The 17,490-nt window shown below is 58.7% G+C and carries 13 protein-coding genes; 10 read left to right on the top strand and 3 right to left on the bottom strand.

Annotation, left to right across the window (positions count from 1 at the left end):
- Window positions 1–5: 5 nt before the first annotated feature.
- From PQR63_RS03195 to PQR63_RS03160, 8 genes are read left to right on the top strand one after another with little or no spacing between them, the layout of a single operon-like run.
- Window positions 6–956, top strand: coding sequence for a polysaccharide biosynthesis tyrosine autokinase (locus PQR63_RS03195; protein WP_408165582.1), 951 nt, complete (start codon window positions 6–8; stop codon window positions 954–956).
- Complete coding sequence (locus PQR63_RS03190) at window positions 911–2,236, top strand: lipopolysaccharide biosynthesis protein (protein WP_408165580.1); 1,326 nt, start codon at window positions 911–913, stop codon at window positions 2,234–2,236. Before PQR63_RS03195 ends, PQR63_RS03190 begins: the two co-directional genes overlap by 46 nt.
- Window positions 2,233–3,159, top strand: coding sequence for a glycosyltransferase family 2 protein (locus PQR63_RS03185; protein ID WP_408165579.1), 927 nt, complete (start codon window positions 2,233–2,235; stop codon window positions 3,157–3,159). Before PQR63_RS03190 ends, PQR63_RS03185 begins: the two co-directional genes overlap by 4 nt.
- On the top strand, window positions 3,143–4,564 hold the full coding sequence (locus PQR63_RS03180) for an O-antigen ligase family protein (RefSeq protein ID WP_408165577.1): 1,422 nt from the start codon (window positions 3,143–3,145) through the stop codon (window positions 4,562–4,564). The genes PQR63_RS03185 and PQR63_RS03180 overlap by 17 nt, the downstream gene beginning before the upstream one ends.
- Window positions 4,561–6,948 (top strand): glycoside hydrolase family 5 protein, encoded by a 2,388-nt coding sequence (locus PQR63_RS03175; protein WP_408165575.1) that lies wholly within the window; start codon window positions 4,561–4,563, stop codon window positions 6,946–6,948. The genes PQR63_RS03180 and PQR63_RS03175 overlap by 4 nt, the downstream gene beginning before the upstream one ends.
- Entirely contained in the window at window positions 6,941–8,338 is a 1,398-nt protein-coding gene (locus PQR63_RS03170) for a hypothetical protein (RefSeq protein WP_408165573.1), read from the top strand. Before PQR63_RS03175 ends, PQR63_RS03170 begins: the two co-directional genes overlap by 8 nt.
- A complete protein-coding gene (locus PQR63_RS03165) occupies window positions 8,335–9,486 on the top strand; it encodes an acyltransferase family protein (protein ID WP_408165571.1) in 1,152 nt (383 codons plus the stop codon). Before PQR63_RS03170 ends, PQR63_RS03165 begins: the two co-directional genes overlap by 4 nt.
- 42 nt (window positions 9,487–9,528) lie before the next feature.
- Window positions 9,529–10,308, top strand: a complete 780-nt coding sequence (locus tag PQR63_RS03160; RefSeq protein WP_408165569.1) for a polysaccharide deacetylase family protein — start codon at window positions 9,529–9,531, stop codon at window positions 10,306–10,308.
- Here the strand turns inward: PQR63_RS03160 and PQR63_RS03155 are convergent.
- From PQR63_RS03155 to PQR63_RS03145, 3 genes are read right to left on the bottom strand one after another with little or no spacing between them, the layout of a single operon-like run.
- Window positions 10,259–11,533, bottom strand: coding sequence for a GNAT family N-acetyltransferase (locus tag PQR63_RS03155; RefSeq protein WP_408165568.1), 1,275 nt, complete (start codon window positions 11,531–11,533; stop codon window positions 10,259–10,261). The genes PQR63_RS03160 and PQR63_RS03155 overlap by 50 nt on opposite strands.
- Window positions 11,530–12,939, bottom strand: a complete 1,410-nt coding sequence (locus PQR63_RS03150; RefSeq protein WP_408165566.1) for an undecaprenyl-phosphate glucose phosphotransferase — start codon at window positions 12,937–12,939, stop codon at window positions 11,530–11,532. The genes PQR63_RS03155 and PQR63_RS03150 overlap by 4 nt, the downstream gene beginning before the upstream one ends.
- Window positions 12,936–13,742 carry a WecB/TagA/CpsF family glycosyltransferase gene (locus PQR63_RS03145; RefSeq protein WP_408165564.1) on the bottom strand — a complete coding sequence of 269 codons (807 nt, stop codon included), beginning with the start codon at window positions 13,740–13,742 and terminating at the stop codon, window positions 12,936–12,938. Before PQR63_RS03145 ends, PQR63_RS03150 begins: the two co-directional genes overlap by 4 nt.
- Before the next feature lie 219 nt (window positions 13,743–13,961).
- Here PQR63_RS03145 and PQR63_RS03140 point away from each other — a divergent pair, with 219 nt between their 5' ends.
- Window positions 13,962–14,897, top strand: a complete 936-nt coding sequence (locus tag PQR63_RS03140) for a glycosyltransferase family 2 protein (RefSeq protein ID WP_408165563.1) — start codon at window positions 13,962–13,964, stop codon at window positions 14,895–14,897.
- A gap of 28 nt (window positions 14,898–14,925) precedes the next feature.
- Window positions 14,926–17,445: an aldo/keto reductase gene (locus PQR63_RS03135; RefSeq protein ID WP_408165561.1), complete on the top strand. Its 2,520-nt coding sequence runs from the start codon at window positions 14,926–14,928 to the stop codon at window positions 17,443–17,445.
- Window positions 17,446–17,490: the final 45 nt, after the last annotated feature.

Below are 17,490 nucleotides of genomic sequence, written 5' to 3'. Positions count from 1 at the left end.
TGACCATGGCAACAGAAACTACATCGACCAGCGCCGGGACTGCCGACAAGATGGGATCCCGCTTCGTGGAAGCGGGCCTGCTGACAGAAGCTCAGGTCGCGCGCGTCGTCGAGCTGCAAAACTCGGCCCATATCCGTTTTGGCGAAGCCGCCGTAAAACTCGGTCTGCTGACCGAACAAAACGTACAGGCCGTGTTGTCCGATCAGTTTAACTATGCGACCGCGCTGGTATCGACCGAAGGCCTGGACAAGTCCTTGGACATCGCGCTAGCACCATTCGGCATGGAAGCCGAGGCTATCCGCCAGATCCGTGCCGAGCTGTCGATTCGCCTGAGCGCTCAGGAAAAAATTTCGCTGGCCATAGTCAGCACCGCCGAAGGCGAAGGCAAATCGTATCTGGCCGCCAGCCTCGCCCTGGCCTTTTCGCAAATGGGCAAGCGCACGCTGCTGATCGACGCGGATATGCGCTCGCCAAAACAACATCTCTTGTTCGGCGTGGAAAACAAAACCGGCTTGTCGACCATGCTGGCCGGCCGCACCGAAATCTCCGCCGGCGGCCTGGCAGAAGGTTTTCCGCACCTCCACATTCTCAACGCCGGCCCGAAGCCGCCGAATCCGCTGGAAATCCTGCTGCAACCGGCACTCAGCAATCTGATGCTGCAACTGGCCAATGACTTCGATGTCTTCATCGTCGACACGCCGGCGGCGCAGACCTCTTCCGATGCGCAAACAATCTCGCAGCAGGTTGGCATGTGCCTGCTGGTGGCGCGACAGCACCACTCCCGCCTTGACGACCTGCGTCAGACAGAAGCGCAAATGAAGACCGCAGGGGCGCAAATCATCGGCACGGTCTACAACCAGTTCGCCGAAGAAGACAAGTTCGATCAGCTCGAAGGCAAGGGCAAGAAACTATGGCATCGTCTGCGCAAATGGCTGAGCAGCCCTCTCAACCGGTAGGCGGCGTCAGCAGCAAGAAGCTGCTCACGCATTCGCTGGCATCGCTGATCGACCAGGCTCTGCTGAGCGGGCTCAATTTTGCGCTGGGGCTGGTGCTGATCCGTCTGGCCACCAAGGAATCCTATGGTGTCTATTCGCAGATGTATGTCGCCGGCATCTTTGCCTCCACCGTCATCGAAGCGCTGATCACCGGACCGCTGACCACCATCGCACCCGGCAAATCGGTTGCAGAACGCGCGCGTCTGACGACGCTGCTGCTGCGTTTTCAGTGGCAGCTCAGCATTGGACTCGCGATCTTGTTCGGCGTCGGCAGCGGCGTCGTGGCTAGCATCACCAACATCGACACCCATCCTGTCTGGCTCGGTGCAGCCTTCGCCATCTATATTCTGGCCAACGCCCAACGCGAATACCATCGCAGCATCAGTTTCATCGAAGCCCGTCCTCGCCGCGTGCTGCATACCGATATCGCCTATGTACTCGGCGTGGTGGTCGGCGTCGGTGTTCTGCTGCTGGTTGGTTACCTGACCGTGCCGGCGATCCTGCTGGTGCTTGGTCTGGCGAACATCGTCGGCATGTGGCGCAGCACTGAACATGGGTTGGCATCGCCACCCCGGAACGTCATCCCTGCCGAAGACAAAACAGAATACCGTGCTGCCGTCAGCGAAGTCATGCAGCGCGGACGCTGGGCCTTGCCGGGTGCGCTGGTGGCCTGGGCCACCAATTACAGCTACCTGTATCTGGCCGCCGCCGTACTTGGCGTCGCCGCTTCTGCCGATCTGAATGCTTCGCGCCTGCTGCTGATGCCGATCTCGTTGTCGGTACTGGCGTGGTCACGGGTAGCGCGGCCGATGGTCAGCCGACTGTTTGCGGCACGCGACTGGAAACATCTGGATCGCCTCGCCTGGGCCTCGGTTGCCGGTATCGAAATCGTCACCATCGTCTACGTCATCGCGCTGTGGCTGACCCTGCCCTGGTTGCAAGCCCATGTACTGGGCGCCAAATATCACGGACTGGAACCGATGGTGCTGGCCTGGGGCGGCTACTTCGCCATCAATGCCGCACGCTGGATCGGTTCGTCCTGGCTGACCAGCAATGACCAATACAAACTGCTGCTGTTAAGCGGTATCGCTTGTCTGGTCATCATGCTGATTTCCGCAGCCGTATTCATCCCCTTGTATGGCACCTGGGGCGCAATCCTTTCGCTGATCATTGTGGAAGGTTTCGACCTGTTGCTGATCTGGGTCGTCTTCCTCCCCATGTTAAGGCGCCGGCAAACATGAGCGCCCCTATCGATATCAGCATCTGCATCTGCACCTTCCGGCGTCCCGAACTGCTGGATCAGTTGCTGGCTGCGTTGACGGAACAGTCCTGCGATGCCTTGCGCATCGAGGTGGTGGTGGTGGACAACGACCCGGCCGGTTCGGCGGCATCTGTCCTGCGCGACTGGCAGGCCCACTTCCCCATGCCGCTGCACGCTCGGCATGAAAACACGCCCAACATTGCCAAGGCACGTAACGCGGCCGTGCATACGGCGCAGGGAGAATGGGTGCTGTTCATCGATGACGACGAAGCGCCGGATCCGGACTGGATCCGCCACATGGTCGCCACGCAACGCCACTACGACGCTGATGCGGTGTTCGCGCCGGTATTGCCGCGTTATCACGACGACACGCCGGCATGGATACGCAACGGCGATTTCTTCAATCGCCGCCGCTTCGCCACCGGCACTGTCATCACAACCAAAGACGCCCGCACAGGCAACGTCTTGATCCGACGCAGCAAGTTGATGGCGGTTCCTGGGCCTTTTGACGCTGCCTTCGGCCGCACAGGTGCGGAAGACACCATGCTGTTTCGCGACATGCTTACGCATGGGGCCAAGTTCGTCTGGTGCGACGAAGCCACCGTCAGCGAAGAAGTCCCGGCCCAACGCGCCAACCTGAACTGGCTGCTGCGCCGCTCTTACCGGCTCGGACAAACTTACGTTTTATCGGAAATCGCCCGTCTGCACGGCATGCAACGCCTTGCGCGCGCCACCCAGCTGGGCTTGCGAGCGCTAGTGCAGTTGCTGATTGCCGCGGGCGTGACGCTGGCGACATTTCCTTTTTCCCGGCTCATGTCGATCCGCTGGCTGCGTACTACGCTGGCACAGTGCGGCAAATTAAGCGCCCTCGCGGGCCATCGTTATCATGAATACGGCAACTGACAAATTGGACGCAGCGCGTTCAACACAGGGAACACAAGGGACGCTGGAACCCCATGAACAATCGTCGATTGCCGGCAAGATCGATCCGTTTCTGGTGCGCCTGCTGATCGTCATGAGCATGACCTTCTCGCTGCTGCCGCCCGGCTTCAACTGGGGCAATACCGATCCGCAAGGCAGTTATGCCGAAGGCTCGCTGATTTTTCAGATGGAGTTCGGCTCGGTGTTCCTGATCGGCGCCTGGCTGGCGTGGCGCAATCGCGGCTGGAGCCTGCGCCATGTGCTGCATCTCAACCCGCTGCTGATCGCTATCATCCTGTACTGTCTGATAACGATTTTGTGGTCGCCCTATCCTGTGGTCACACTCAAACGTAGCGTCCAGCTCATCGGTCTGACACTGGTCGGCATTGCCATCTCACCGCCCATCGGCGGCAAGCATCAACTGATTCGCACCATGCTCGGCACGCTGATGACCTTGATGGCCTTTTCGTTTGTGGTGTCACTGGTGCTGCCGCGCATCGGCGTGGACTACGAACTGGGTGGCGCCTGGCGTGGCATCCTGACGCAAAAAAATACGCTGGGGGCAATCTCCGGCCTGTGCGTGGTGTTGTGGATCAAGGAAAGCCTGGGCACCACGTTTCCGCGCTCGATCTGTTACTTCGGCATCCTGTTCAGCCTGTTCATGCTGGTGATGGCCAAGAGCAGCACGGCAATTCTGGTGGCGACACTGGGTACCGGTATTTATCTGCTGATCCGCCGCCGTTATCTGACCGGTGAATTCGACGGCCGCAAGCTGACGATCAGCCTAGCAGTCATCATCCTGCTCAGCTTCCACATCTTCTACGTCTTCAACGGTCGCCTGCCTGAATGGAACGAGCTGTTCGCGCCCTTCGGTGCACTGTTCAACAAGAGCACCGACCTCACCGGCCGCACCGACATCTGGCGTCTGGTGTTGCTGGAGGTGCAGCGTCATCCGGTGTTCGGTATCGGCTACGGCGCGTTCTGGCTGGGTGAAGGCAGCCCGTCGCAGATGATCATCACCGCGCTGCACTGGATTCCGCTGCAAGCGCATAACGGTTATCTCGATATTCTCAACGAGCTCGGTATCGTGGGTCTGGTCATCATGGCCGGCGTCTTCGTCTTCCACATTCTTAACCTGATCAAGCTCACACGCATCGACCGCGAAGAAGCTGCCATCCACTGGGCCATGCTCATTCTGATCCTGATCAGCAACCTCTCGGAAAGCGAAGTGTTTCGCGGCGTGCTGTTCCAGAATATTTTCTTCATCTATTCATCGACGGCGATTTCTGCGCGTCTGACCGTCCATCGCATGGAGCAAGCCGAGAGAAGAAAACAAGCCGAACAGGATCCGTCACCCGACAGCGTGCCACGTGGAGCCGTCCCATGAGCAAGTCAATGCATCTGCGCACACTCATGCTGGCGGCGGGTTATTTGTCGTTGTCGGCGCTGTCCATGTTGTCGTTACCGGTCGCTGCACAAACGACCCCGACTGCCTTCACCCTCGGCGATAATGGCATCGCGTATTTCAATTTCGCCATCGATGAAGACAAATTAAGCGGCGCTCCCGATCGCTCCGCCATGAACCAGCCGCTGGACGCCGGATCACGCATCTTCGTGCGCAACGGCCACTTCTACCGCGTCGGCGCCGACAATCGACCGAACACCGCCGACGACACGCGCGTGCGCCTGTACGGCATCAATCTGAGCTTTGCCACCAATTTCCCTAACGATGCGGATGCGGTGCGTCTGGCGCAACGCCTGCGCAAGCTGGGCATCAATGCCGTACGCCTGCATCACATGGACAGCAGTCCCGGCACGCAGGACAATCCACCACGCAGCCTGCTGACACCAGGCCCTTATCCGACATTCAATCCGGTGGCGGTGAGCCGCCTGCGCAACTTCATCAATGCGCTGAAGCAGCAAGGTATTTACGTCAACCTCAACCTGCATGTCGGTTATCGGTTCCGTCCCGCCATCGACCAATTGCCGCCGCTTGACGGCAAGGCCGAAGCGACACAGCTGGGCGCGCCGATTCACGTCTATTACCCGCGCATGGTGGCGCTGCAGGAAGAATACGCACGCCAGTTGATTCGTGCGCTAGGCCTACGCAACAATGCCGCGCTGGCGATGGTGGAAATCAACAACGAATCCTCGCTGCTGGCCGCCTGGCAACGTCGCGAATGGAGCGACGCCGTTCCCAAGGCCTATGAAGCTGAACTGCGCAAGCAGTGGCAAGAGTGGCTGATCAAGCGCTATGGTTCTACCGCCAAAGCTTGCGGGACGTGGAATACCTGCGTCTCCGCCAACTCTGTCGTGCCGCTGCTGACGCCGACCGACGCCTCGCAAATCGGCCAATGGCGCGACCGTCTCGACGGCAAGTTCAAATCGCTGACTGAAAAGGTATTGGGCCCGGCCGATCCCGGCACACCCAATACTTCCGGCGAAGCGCTGCGCGTACGCGACTTCTTGCTTTTCCTCGCGGATACCGACCGCGCCTACTTCAATCGCCTGCGCCAGGTCGTGCAAAGTGAAACCGATACGCTGGTGCCGGTTACGGGTACGCAAATGGGATACGGCGGCGTGCTCAATTTCGACTCGCAGGCCCAGATGGATTACATCGATGAACACTTTTACATCGACCATCCTGACTTCCCCGGCCCCGCCTGGGATCGTAACGATTGGCGTATCCACAACAGCTCGGCCAGCGATGGCGAGTTGAGCCGATTGCTGGCCCTGTCCTTGCGCCGCGATATCCGCAAACCCTTCGTCGTCAGCGAATACAATCAGCCCTTCCCCAACAAGCAAAGCAGCGAGATTCAGCCGCTGATGGCCGCCATCGGTGCCGCACAGGATTGGGATGGCTTGTTCTTTTTTGATTATCTTGACGGCGACAATTGGGCTATCACGCCATCCGCCTTTACGCTTAGCGGCGACTGGGGCAAATATGCCGCCACGGGGCAAAGCGCCATGCTGTTCCGCAACGGACTGGTCGCGACGCTGCCGAAACAGACAGCGATTCCTTTTAGTGCAGACGCGCGTGCGGCAGTCGCCGCCGTGCGGGATCCAGGCGCCTTCGAGACACATCTGTCAGTACGCTATGGCGTCACACCGGAACTGGCGACACAAACCCGTCTTGGCATGGATCTGACCGGCGCCGGCAAGCTCGACAAGCAAACACCGCCGGCAACGCCGCTGCGTGCGGCCAATGGAGAATTCGAATTTGAAGCGCAACAGCGCACTATCCAGCTACGCACGCCACAGGCACGCGGCTTCTTCGGTTTTCTGATGAAGCGCCGTGTCGGCGATGACAATGCGGCCATCGAGTTGCTAGGCAAGAGTCGCGGCTTTACCGGTGTGCTGCTGACGGCACTGGACAATCGACCTCTGGCCTCGTCGCGGCAGATTCTGATCTCGGCCTCAAGCGCGGTCACCGGCAACCAGCCCGGCTCCATGCCGCCGCGCCCCAAAGAATTAATCCGCTACAAGAGCGACGCCAAATGGTGGGCGCTGGAGCAAGATGCCGGCATGAACAACAAACCATCCGGCCCGCGCGATGTGGAAGGCCCCGTATGGATGGAACGCAATGAGGCGCGCATCAGCCTGCGCACGCAAGCAAGGCGCATCAGCGTCTATCCGCTGGACGGCAACGGCAAACGCCTGGCGGCGCTCGACGGCAACCGCGCCAGCCTGAACAACGGCGTGGCCACTATCCATATCCAGGCCGATATTGCGCAGGCCAGCCCTTGGTATGAGGTAGTCGCCGATGAATAACATCACGCAATCCGCGCTGACACGCTTCGGCATGACAGCTTGTGCGGTACTCGGTATGTCACTGTCGCTGATGTCTGCACCGGCGCATGCCACAGCCGAATACGCCCTGCAAAGCGGCGTGAGCTGGTATCGCATCGATAACCCATTCATGTTTCCCAGCAATAGCGACAACAAGCTGAAGACCTCGGACTCGGCCTGGTCGACGGATATTCGCGGTGCGCTGTTCTTGCCGCTGCCGACGGAACGGACCAATCTGCAGCTGACTGCGTCGGTATCGCAAATGCACTATGGCAACACGTTCGGCAACTACAACGAGCAAATCAATAGCGGTGGGCCGTACAGTCTGAACAAGACTAAGAAGCAGTTTGAGGGCATCTACAACTGGGAATTCAGCGATCTGCTGCGCGGACGTATTCGCCATCGTACCGATGATCGCCTGTACAACTATTTTGGCGGCGAAATTGTTCGCAATCCTGATCCAAATGGGGCACCGCCACGTAACATCTCCAACGTCGAGCCGGAGTTTCCGCATATCCGCGAAGACAATATCGAGCTTGCCTATCGCGTCACCAACCGCTTCGACGTACCATTGACTTGGACGCAGCAAACCCTGAGCTACATGATTCCGGGCCGGGTCGAGATGTACAACATGAACAGCAACGCCATTCAAGCAGCGATCCGCTACACGGCGGGCACTAAGTCGACGCTGTCGGCGGGCGTACGCCGCAACCGGGTCGGGTTTCCCAACCGGACAGCGCAGGACATCGCCGACTTCGACTCAGGCTATACGGATACCGAATTCTTTACCGATGCGGCCTGGCGCTATACCGAGAACACTGTCTTCATCGCCCATATCGGCTCGATCGCACGGCACTTCAACACACTCCCCAATCGCGACAGCCGTCTGGTCTCCGGCGAGCTGGGAATCGACTGGCACTATTCGGCCAAGACAACTTTCTACGGCCGCATCTGGGATCGCCCGCAAGCCAACGATGAAGCCGACAGCCGTCTTTATGTGATTACCAGAGGCATCCAGGGCCGCGCGGTATGGCAGGCCACACCAAAGACACGCGTATCGCTGCTGGCCTCGCTGGAATCGCAAAAGTCACAAAACTTTGCGACATCTCAAATCAGCACGCCAACCAGCGGTGACGATCAGTTGTTGCGCCTGGGCTTCCGCTACGATTACGACATCACGCGCCGGCTGGCCCTGCGCGTCGATGCCATGCGCGAACAAACCACGTCCAAATCGGGCGGCAACATCGACTATCGCCGCAGCACCGTACAAGTCAGTCTGAACTACACTTTCGACAATGTCACCGGGCCGTTCAACTTTGACAACCAGCAGGGCTACAACCGCGCGCGTCAACAAATTGAGGATCTGCGGTGAGCGCGACTATAGAAACAAGCATAAACACGAACCCGACGGCGAGCGCGCGGCCATCATTCGACTACATTCCCGGCCTCGACGGCCTGCGAGCCTGCGCAGTGCTACTGGTGCTGGTGGCGCATATGGGTTTCAGCACTGCCATCCCCGGCGGCTTTGGCGTGACCGTGTTTTTCTTCATCAGCGGATTGCTGATCACCCGATTGCTGCTGGCCGAACATGCGCAAAACGGTCGCATTGCCGTCGGACGGTTCTACGTCCGGCGCCTGTTCCGCTTATACCCTGCGCTCGTGGTCGCAGTCGCGCTGGCGGCATTGGTATTCAGTGCAGCAGGCGGCGTCATGGGTTGGGGCAAGGTGTTGTCCGCCTTGTTCTATTACGCCAATTACTACGGCATATTCGTGCACTTCGGGCAGGGCCGCGATGGCTTTGATCCCTTCAGCATCCTGTGGTCGCTGGCGGTGGAGGAGCAATACTATCTGGTCTTCCCCTTCATCTGCGTCGCGCTGCTGGCGGGCACCGCCAATCTGCGCCGCTTCTCGTGGGTGCTGGCGGGCAGCGTCGTGCTGGTGCTGGTGTGGCGCGTGATTGTGCATCGCCACGGCGGCAGCAGCGATTACATCTACATGGCCACCGATACGCGCATCGATTCGATTCTGTATGGTGCTTGGCTGGCACTGATTCTGGCCAACGATACGCAAAAAAACTGGCGGCGTTTTTCAGCCAGCCGCTTGGTACAACTGGTTTGCCTGATCCTGCTGCTGGCATGTTTTGTGGTGCGGCATCCGGGCTTTCGCGACACGCTGCGCTACTCCCTGCAAGGCCTGGCATTGATGCCGCTGATGACGGCAATCTGCTTTACGAAGTCGGTGCCGCCTTTGACCAGGCTACTGGAAACCAAACCCCTGCGCCGTGTCGGCGGCTGGTCGTATTCACTGTACCTGTATCACCCGATTGCCATCGTGCTGGCCGAGATATGGTGGGGCCCGGGCAGCATCGGGCCGCAGCGCATCGGCTGGCAAACCTTCCCGTTTTTTGCGCTGACGGCGGTGCTGCTATCATTTGTGTTCGCCATAGCTTCTTATAATTTTGTGGAGAAGCCGTTCTTGCGTTGGCGCCGCCGTTTTGGCGCGCACGTGGTCGACAACTGATTGACGCGTTGACATCATCGCCGTCGCTGCCGGAAAACACTCATGTCCGATTCTGCCTCCAAACTTGCCTTGCGTATCAGTCGCCGACTGTCACAGCACGCCTTCCGCAATCTGTTGCCGTTGGAAGCGGAAGCCGGTGTAGTCAGCTTTACCTTTGACGACGCCCCAGCCTCGGCATGTGAAGCCGGTGCACACGCGCTCGAACACAATGGCGTACGCGGCACGTTCTACGTTGCCGGTGGCCTGACCGGCGGCATGGAAGAAGGCAAACCCTGCCATAGCCGGGAACATCTGCAGACCTTGCTGGCCAACGGCCACGAACTTGGCTGCCACAGCTACTCGCACATCCGTTGCGACAACCTCAGCGCCGACGCGCTGGAAGCAGAACTGGATCGCAATGCCGCCTTCCTCGCTGAATTGGGTGTCGATATCGCAGCATTGAATTTCGCCTATCCATTCGGCGCCTACGCCTACAACGCCAAGCGCATTTGCAGCAGGCGTTTCCGTTCCAGCCGCGTCACCGGCGGCGGTATGCATGAACATGTCGCCGACCTGAACGCGCTCAAGACGCATCGCCTCTACGACCTGCCGGTGGATGCAGAAAATTACGAAACACTGCTGGAACGCACCGCCCGCAGCAAAGGCTGGCTGATCGTCAACACGCACGATGTGGAAACTCCGCCGAGCCGTTTTGGCTACACGCCAGATCGTCTGGAACATGCCATCGCTGCCGCGCTAGCTGCGGGCTGCAAGGTATTGCCGGTGAATGCGGCTATTGATTATTGGGAGTCGAATTCGAAGTTGAGTTCGAAGCGGAATTAGAGACAGAACCGGAGCGCTGCCCGCGCAGACGCCTGATCAGGTTACGCAGACGTTCATTATTGCGCGCCCGCGCGCGCAATTGCTGATAAGCCTCGCTAAGTGCCACCACGATCTTGCCGCGCAAGCTATGGCCCTGCTGCCCTGCATATAACGGCAACATATGATCAGCCCATTGCATCTTGTAGCCCTCATCACCCACCGTGAGATCAAACACCGCCAGTCCTTCGGTGATGCAATGCTGAACCACGGCATCGAGCAAGATACGCCCTACCGAGTAGCGCGCCCACTCCCCATCCTGATAACCCGGCATCAGCCAATAAAAACGCTGGCCGTAACGCATGCCCCAATGAGTGGCAACAAGATTGTCGTCAACGTAGAGCGCCGACACCACGATCTCGCCACCGAATAAGCCTTGCGCCGCAAGCTGCTGATAGAAGTCCAGATAACCCGGTTCGGCAAACAGGTCGCGGCTACCGGTTTCGTGCCAACGCCGGGCCTTTTGTTGCGCCATGCCGGTGGTGACGGCGGCACGTTGTTCCGGCGGCGCATCGATCAGCAATTTCACCGCCCCGAGTTCATTGAGACGCCGCAATTGGCGACGCGTATCGGCGAACATCTTGGCGCTGCGTGCCTTTTGGAACTCGGTATAGGTCGAGGTCAACGTCGCCGCATGTGCCTGCTCGGTGTGGCGCATGCCATGCAGTGCCACCAAGGGATTGGCGACGCCCTCGACATGTTGAGGCATGCGCCGGGCGCGAAAGACATCAACACCGCCCATCAGGCGCATGATGACCGGCCACAATGCAGAAAAAGCCGAGGCATCGAAATCAGGATGCAGCAACGGCGCGTGATAATCCGTGATCTCACCGCCGAGAAAACCTGCGAAGCGAATCCCGTTTTTACGCTGACGCCCCAGAGGCAACAGCATCAGCGTGTGGTCATCGGCGTCGCTCAGTTCAACAATGCAAACTTCCCAGCCTTGCCTGGCACCTAATTCCCGTTGCCAGGTCGCCAACCAGTCATAGGCCTGGAAACCGTATGCTGCACATACCGCCTGCGCCGCGCGCCAACGCATTTCAGCGTGCTCGAAAGAAGCATGAACGCGCACCGCCGTTCCTGCAGCAAAGCGGCCGGCGATATCCGGCGCCAGTTCACTCAGCAGATGTCGGGCGACTTCATGCAGCATGGTAGATAGGGGAAATAGGCGATGCGGTGGTAGTGTCAATATGCATTGCGGTCTTTTAACACCACCAGCACGGTGCGCAGAATGATCTTGAAATCCAGTGCCAGCGACCAGTTGCGGATGTAGTAGAGATCGTACTCAATACGGCGCTGCATCTTGTCGAGCGTATCGGTTTCGCCGCGCAAACCGTTTACCTGCGCCCAACCGGTGATGCCTGGTTTGACTTTGTGCCGCAGCATGTAACCCTTGACCTGCTTGCGATACAGCTCGTTATGCTGAACCGCGTGCGGACGCGGACCGACGATGCTCATTGAGCCTTCGAGTACATTGAAAAACTGCGGTAACTCATCCAGCGAAGTCTTGCGCAAGAAGCGACCGAACGGCGTCACACGTGCGTCGCCGACGGTGGCCTGCTTGACCTCGCCGTTTTCCTGCGGCAGTGGATCATTGCGCATGGAGCGGAATTTGGATACGACGATACGCTGGCCACCGACGCCGTAACGCATCTGGCGAAACACGATCGGGCCCGGCGACGATAGCTTCACGCCCATCGCGATGATAAACAACACCGGACTGAGCAACAGCAAAATGATTAAGGACAGGATCACATCCACAAAGCGCTTGAGCAATCGCGTCACGCCGATGAACGGCGTTTCGTAAGCCACCAGCACCGGGGTGCCGGCGATTTCGCCATAGTGCATATGGCCAAGGCCGAACATTTTGGATTCAGGGACAAAATAGACCGACGATACGGAGTCATGCAAGGCATCCACCACCGGCGCAATATCGCTGTAACGGGCATGCACCAGCCCGACGAAGACGACGTCGACCGGATTGTGTTCGATCCAAGTGATGGCATCCATCAGGCTGCCCAGGCGTGGCAGTTCGGAGCCGACGCGTTGCGTTCCCTGCCTGTTGTCAAAGAAACCCAAAGGGGTGATGCCAAGCATTTTCGACGTCTGAAACGACTCCGACAAGCGTTGCGCATCTTCACTGAAACCGACGAAGACAGCCGTGCGCCGCTCCCCTTTGGCGCTGTACAGGCGCAACGCCCAGCGACGGCACAGGAATGAGGTAAACGCCAAAGTGAAAGGCGTGGCCACCAGCCACATCGTCATCACCACACGAGAGAAATCTTCGCCGGACTTGGTCAGATATAACGATAGGACAACGACAAAGAACGTGCCGATCCACAGCCGTACGATAGTGCCGAAGTAATGCACCATCATCGACGAGTTGTCGACTGCATAACGACGCGGGTCGCTGAAAACGACAAAGCCGACCGCACCTGCGATCGCCGCTACAAAATTGAATGTAGAAAATGCCGCCCACTGATAGATGGCGATGCAGATTTCCAGCGTCAGAATAATCGTAAAGGCATAGGCTGCGCCGACGGCAAGCCCGAGCAAGGTCGTGTGATGGTTGCGTTTGTCAGCGTAAAAGCTCAATGGCCGCTCCCTGTCTTCTTGTTGAGTTTGATTGTACGTTGCGCCTTCCGTTCTCGGCGCAGCAAACCGGCGAATTTCGAACCTTGCACGATGTATCTGCGCCACAGGCGGCGCGGCTCGGAGGCGAGCCGCCAAAACCATTCGAGACCGGCCTTCTGCATCCACAGCGGCGCACGCGACTTGAACCCGAGCGCAAACTCCATGGCGGCGCCGACGCACATCACCACGCCCGCCTGCATCTTGTCCTGATGGGCGAACGACCAACGCTCCTGCTTGGGCATGCCGAGGCAGACGAACACCAGGCCTGGTTTGCAGGCATTGACACGACGCAGCGCTTCCAGCCCTTCTGCACCGGTGGGGTCGAATTTCATCGACGGACAATATAGTTCGACCTGCAAACCCGGATAGACGCGTGCAAAGGCTTCCGTAAGCATCTCTTCCTGCCCCGGCATGCCGCCGATGACAAATACCGGCAGTTGCTGCTTCGCCGCCGAGCGTGCCAGTTCGACAAACAGATCGGAGCCGGTCACGCGTTCCGGTAGCGGCGTCTCGCTCATGCGGCTGGCCCAGACCAAGGGCATGCCGTCGGCAAAGATATAGTCAGCCTGTACGTAGAGGGCGCGAAACTGGGCGTCGGCATCGAGCCGGACGACGTGATCAACGTTCGGCGTGACGATGATCGCAGGCGGCCCGTCGCGTCGCTCAGCGAGCGCCATCAACTGATGCGCGGCCTGATTGAAACTCGCGGCGCAGATATCGAGTCCGAATAGATGGGACGTGGGGAATACGGTCTGTTTTGGCATCCGTTCCAGCGTAAAAATTAGATAAAAGTCAATTTAATCGAATCACGTTCGCCATTAATTTGATATCATTTTAACAATATTATTGAGCGAACACTCATTGTTTGACAGGAGTTTTCTGATTAATTCTTGATTTGACCGCGGGGATCGGACAGCATAGGCAAATCTGACCGTGATCTCAATCCAATTTACATCTCACAAGATAAGCATAAGGAAGGCGTCATGCAAGGAGATCAGCAACAGCCGCTGGAACCGGTGGAAGCACCACCTGCGGTTAATCCGCGTATCGTTCCGTTGGTGATTATTTCGCCCGTGCGCGATGAGTCCAAGTATCTGCGCCTGACCATGGATTCCATAGTGGCCCAAACCTGCCGTCCGGTCGAGTGGATTCTTGTCGACGACGGCTCGGCCGACACCACGCCGGACATCGTGCGTGAATATGCAGAAAAATATCCATTCATTCGCCTGGTGCCGCGCCAGAACCGCGGCTTCCGCAAATTGGGTGGCGGCGTCATCGCCGCATTCAATTTTGGCGTCGAACATATTGAGAACAAGGACTATCAGTACATCGCCAAGCTCGATGGCGATATGTCCTTTGGCCCGCTCTACCTGGAGCACATGTTCCAGAAACTCGACGAAGATCCGAAGCTGGCCGCCGTGTCGGGCAAGGTATATCGTCACGAAGACGGTCAGTACATCGAAGAAAGCCACATCGACGAACAGGTCGCGGGTCAGTTCAAACTCTACAAACGCACTGCCTTTGAAGACATCGGCGGCTTCGTCCAGCATTTGTCGTGGGACGGCATCGACGTCCACACGGCCTGGATGAAAGGCTGGAAGACCTTTTGCTACTACGATCCAAAGGCATGGCTGTGGCATCACCGCATCATGGGTTCGTCGGACAAGCATATTTACGAAGGCCGTCTGCGCTGGGGCCGCGGCAACTGGTACATGGGATATCACCCGCTGTATGCGATTGCCACCGGCATCAACCGCATGCGTGAAAAGCCGGTCGTCATCGGTGGCCTGCTGATGATTTTCAGTTACTTCTGGTCGGCGCTGCGCCGGCTGCCTCGCTACGAGAATCTGGAGTTCCGGCGTTATCTGCGCCAATGGCAGATGGCGCGGTTGAAAAATTTCATTCTCGGCAAAAAATAAGAAACACTTACTTACGCTCAGGGATTCTATGGTGATGCTGACGGCCTTGCAGGCCGATCAAATCGTCGACATTTGCATTGTCGGCACCGGGCCGGTAGGACTGGCGCTTGCGCTGGAGGCAGAGGCACGCGGGCTGCAAGTGCTGATGCTGGAATCCGGCGGCGCCGAACACAATCCCGCGACGCAGGAATGGTCGCGCGCAGCGGTGCTCGACGAAAAAGCCCATTCGCCCATGGAACTGGCATCCAACCGCGCCTTGGGTGGCAGCTCCTGGTTATGGGGAGGTCGCTGCGTCCCATTTGAAGCGATCGATTTTGAAGCACGCAATTACGTCCCGCATTCCGGCTGGCCGTTTGCGCTGGAAGACATTGCACCGTGGTACGCCAAGGCAGCCGACTATCTCGATTGCGGCAAAGCCGAATTCCGCAAGCAGCCTGAACGCTGGCCGGACATGGATGACATCGAGCTGTCGCAACTCGAACGCTGGGCCAGACAACCCAAGCTGGTATCGCGACTGGGCCCGCGTGTCATGGCGTCGCCGAACATCCACGTCCTCTTCGACGCGACCGTTACCGGTCTCAGGCTTGATGACAGAGAACAGCAAATCAGTGCGCTGCAAGTCCATCACAAGATGATGCCCATCGACGTTCGTGCGCGACGCTACGTGCTGGCCGGCGGCGGCCTGGAAACCACGCGCCTGCTGCTTGCGACGCAGCAGAGGCATCCTTCGCTATTCGGTGGCATTGGCGGCCCGTTGGGGCGGTATTACATGGGACACATCTTCGGCAGCATCGCCAGCATCGCGCTGAATCAGCCCGACGATTTTTCTGATCTCGATTTTTCCGAAGATGAAACCGGCACCTATGTGCGCCGGCGCTTCACCTTGTCTGAAGAAGCCCAACGCCGGCATCACCTGCTCAATACCTCGTTCTTCGCCGACAATCCGCCGTTTTATGACGAACGCCATCGCAACCCGACCTTGTCGATGGTGTTTCTCGGCCTGTCGATTCCTGCGGTCGGACGACGCATGATTTCGGAGGCGATCCGCCTGCGCCATGTCGGCCCGCCGCCCTACCGCTACGGCGCACATGTGCTGAACATTCTGCGCAGGCCATGGCAAGCGGCAACCGACATCATCACCATCCTGCGTCTGCGCTATCTGTCGCCGGTGCGCAAGCCCGGCTTCGTGCTGCGTAATCAAGGCGGTACCTATGCCCTCAATTACCATGCCGAGCAGATACCGAATCCAGAAAGCCGCGTTGTCCTGAATCAAGAGCGAGATGCCCACGGCATGCCACGCCTGACGATCGATTTCCGCTACCTGCACGACGACGCCGAATCGGTGCTGAAAGCACACGCGATTCTGGATGCCCGGTTACGCGCCTCCAACAAAGGCCGAGTTGATTATCATCGCCCCGAAAGCCTGCGCATCGGCCACGTCATGGAACAAGCCACCGATGGCTTCCATCAGGTCGGCACCACGCGCATGCATGACGATCCGCAAATGGGCGTGGTGGATCGCGATTGCCGGGTACACGGCATGGCGAATCTGTATGTAGCGTCCAGCAGCGTTTTCCCGACCACCGGGGAAGCCAATCCCACCTTCCTTGCGGTCGCGTTGGCCGCACGCCTGGCGTCGCATCTGGCTGATGAACTTGCCGCGACGAGTAAAGACTCCTTAGCCGGGCAGGCAGTTCCGCCATTACTCCCCTCATCCCGCCCTTTCACGACTTCTCCAACAGGATCCACACGCATGCAGTCCATCCGCATTCCAGGCACGACGATTGACGTCACTCGCCTGTCTTTTGGCACCGCCAGCCTGCATCATCTGTTCAAGAGTCAGCAGCGTCAGGCTTTGCTCACGACAGCGCTGGATGCCGGCTTCACCCATTTCGACACCTCGCCCTACTACGGCTTTGGTCTGGCGGAAAAATCGCTGGGAGAACTTCCCTCCACGGAACTGCAGCGCATCACCATCGCCAGCAAGGTCGGCCTGTATGGGCCGAACGGTGCCGGGGCTAGCGTGCCGGAAATCCTGCTGCGCAAGATTGCTGGCAAGGGATTGCCGGCGCTGAACCAACCCGTAGTCGACTGGAGCCTTGCGCATGCGCAGAAGAGTCTGGAAGACAGCTTGCGCCGGCTGCGTCGCGGCTGGCTGGATATCCTGTTCTTGCACGAGCCGGTACCAGCCTTGATTCAGACGGATGAATGGCAACGCTGGCTGGAGTCACTCGTGCAGTCAGGAAAAATCCGTCAGTTCGGCATTGCAGGAGAAGCGCCGCTGATTGCTGCCATGCTTGAGGCGAGCCCGACCTTGACGAACATCGTGCAAGTACGCGACAGCCTCGCCAAGCATCAGGCAGACGTGCTCTTGCAGCATCAACGCGCATTGCAATTCACGTATGGCTATATGGCGGGCGGTACGCCGCAAGGAACGGATGGTGCGGCCGTGCTGCGAGAAGCACTGCAACGCAATGCGACCGGCTCCATCCTTGTGTCGACACGCCGTGTGGACCGTGTGGCGGCACTGGCTCGGGCAGCGCAGTAAGTGACTACTGGCTGATTTATTGGTGACCCGGCGGATCAACCTCGC

This window comes from Herbaspirillum rhizosphaerae (genome assembly GCF_046025915.1).
In the GTDB taxonomy this organism is placed as follows: domain Bacteria; phylum Pseudomonadota; class Gammaproteobacteria; order Burkholderiales; family Burkholderiaceae_D; genus Herbaspirillum; species Herbaspirillum rhizosphaerae_A.
This window is presented reverse-complemented; position numbering and strand designations above follow the sequence as displayed.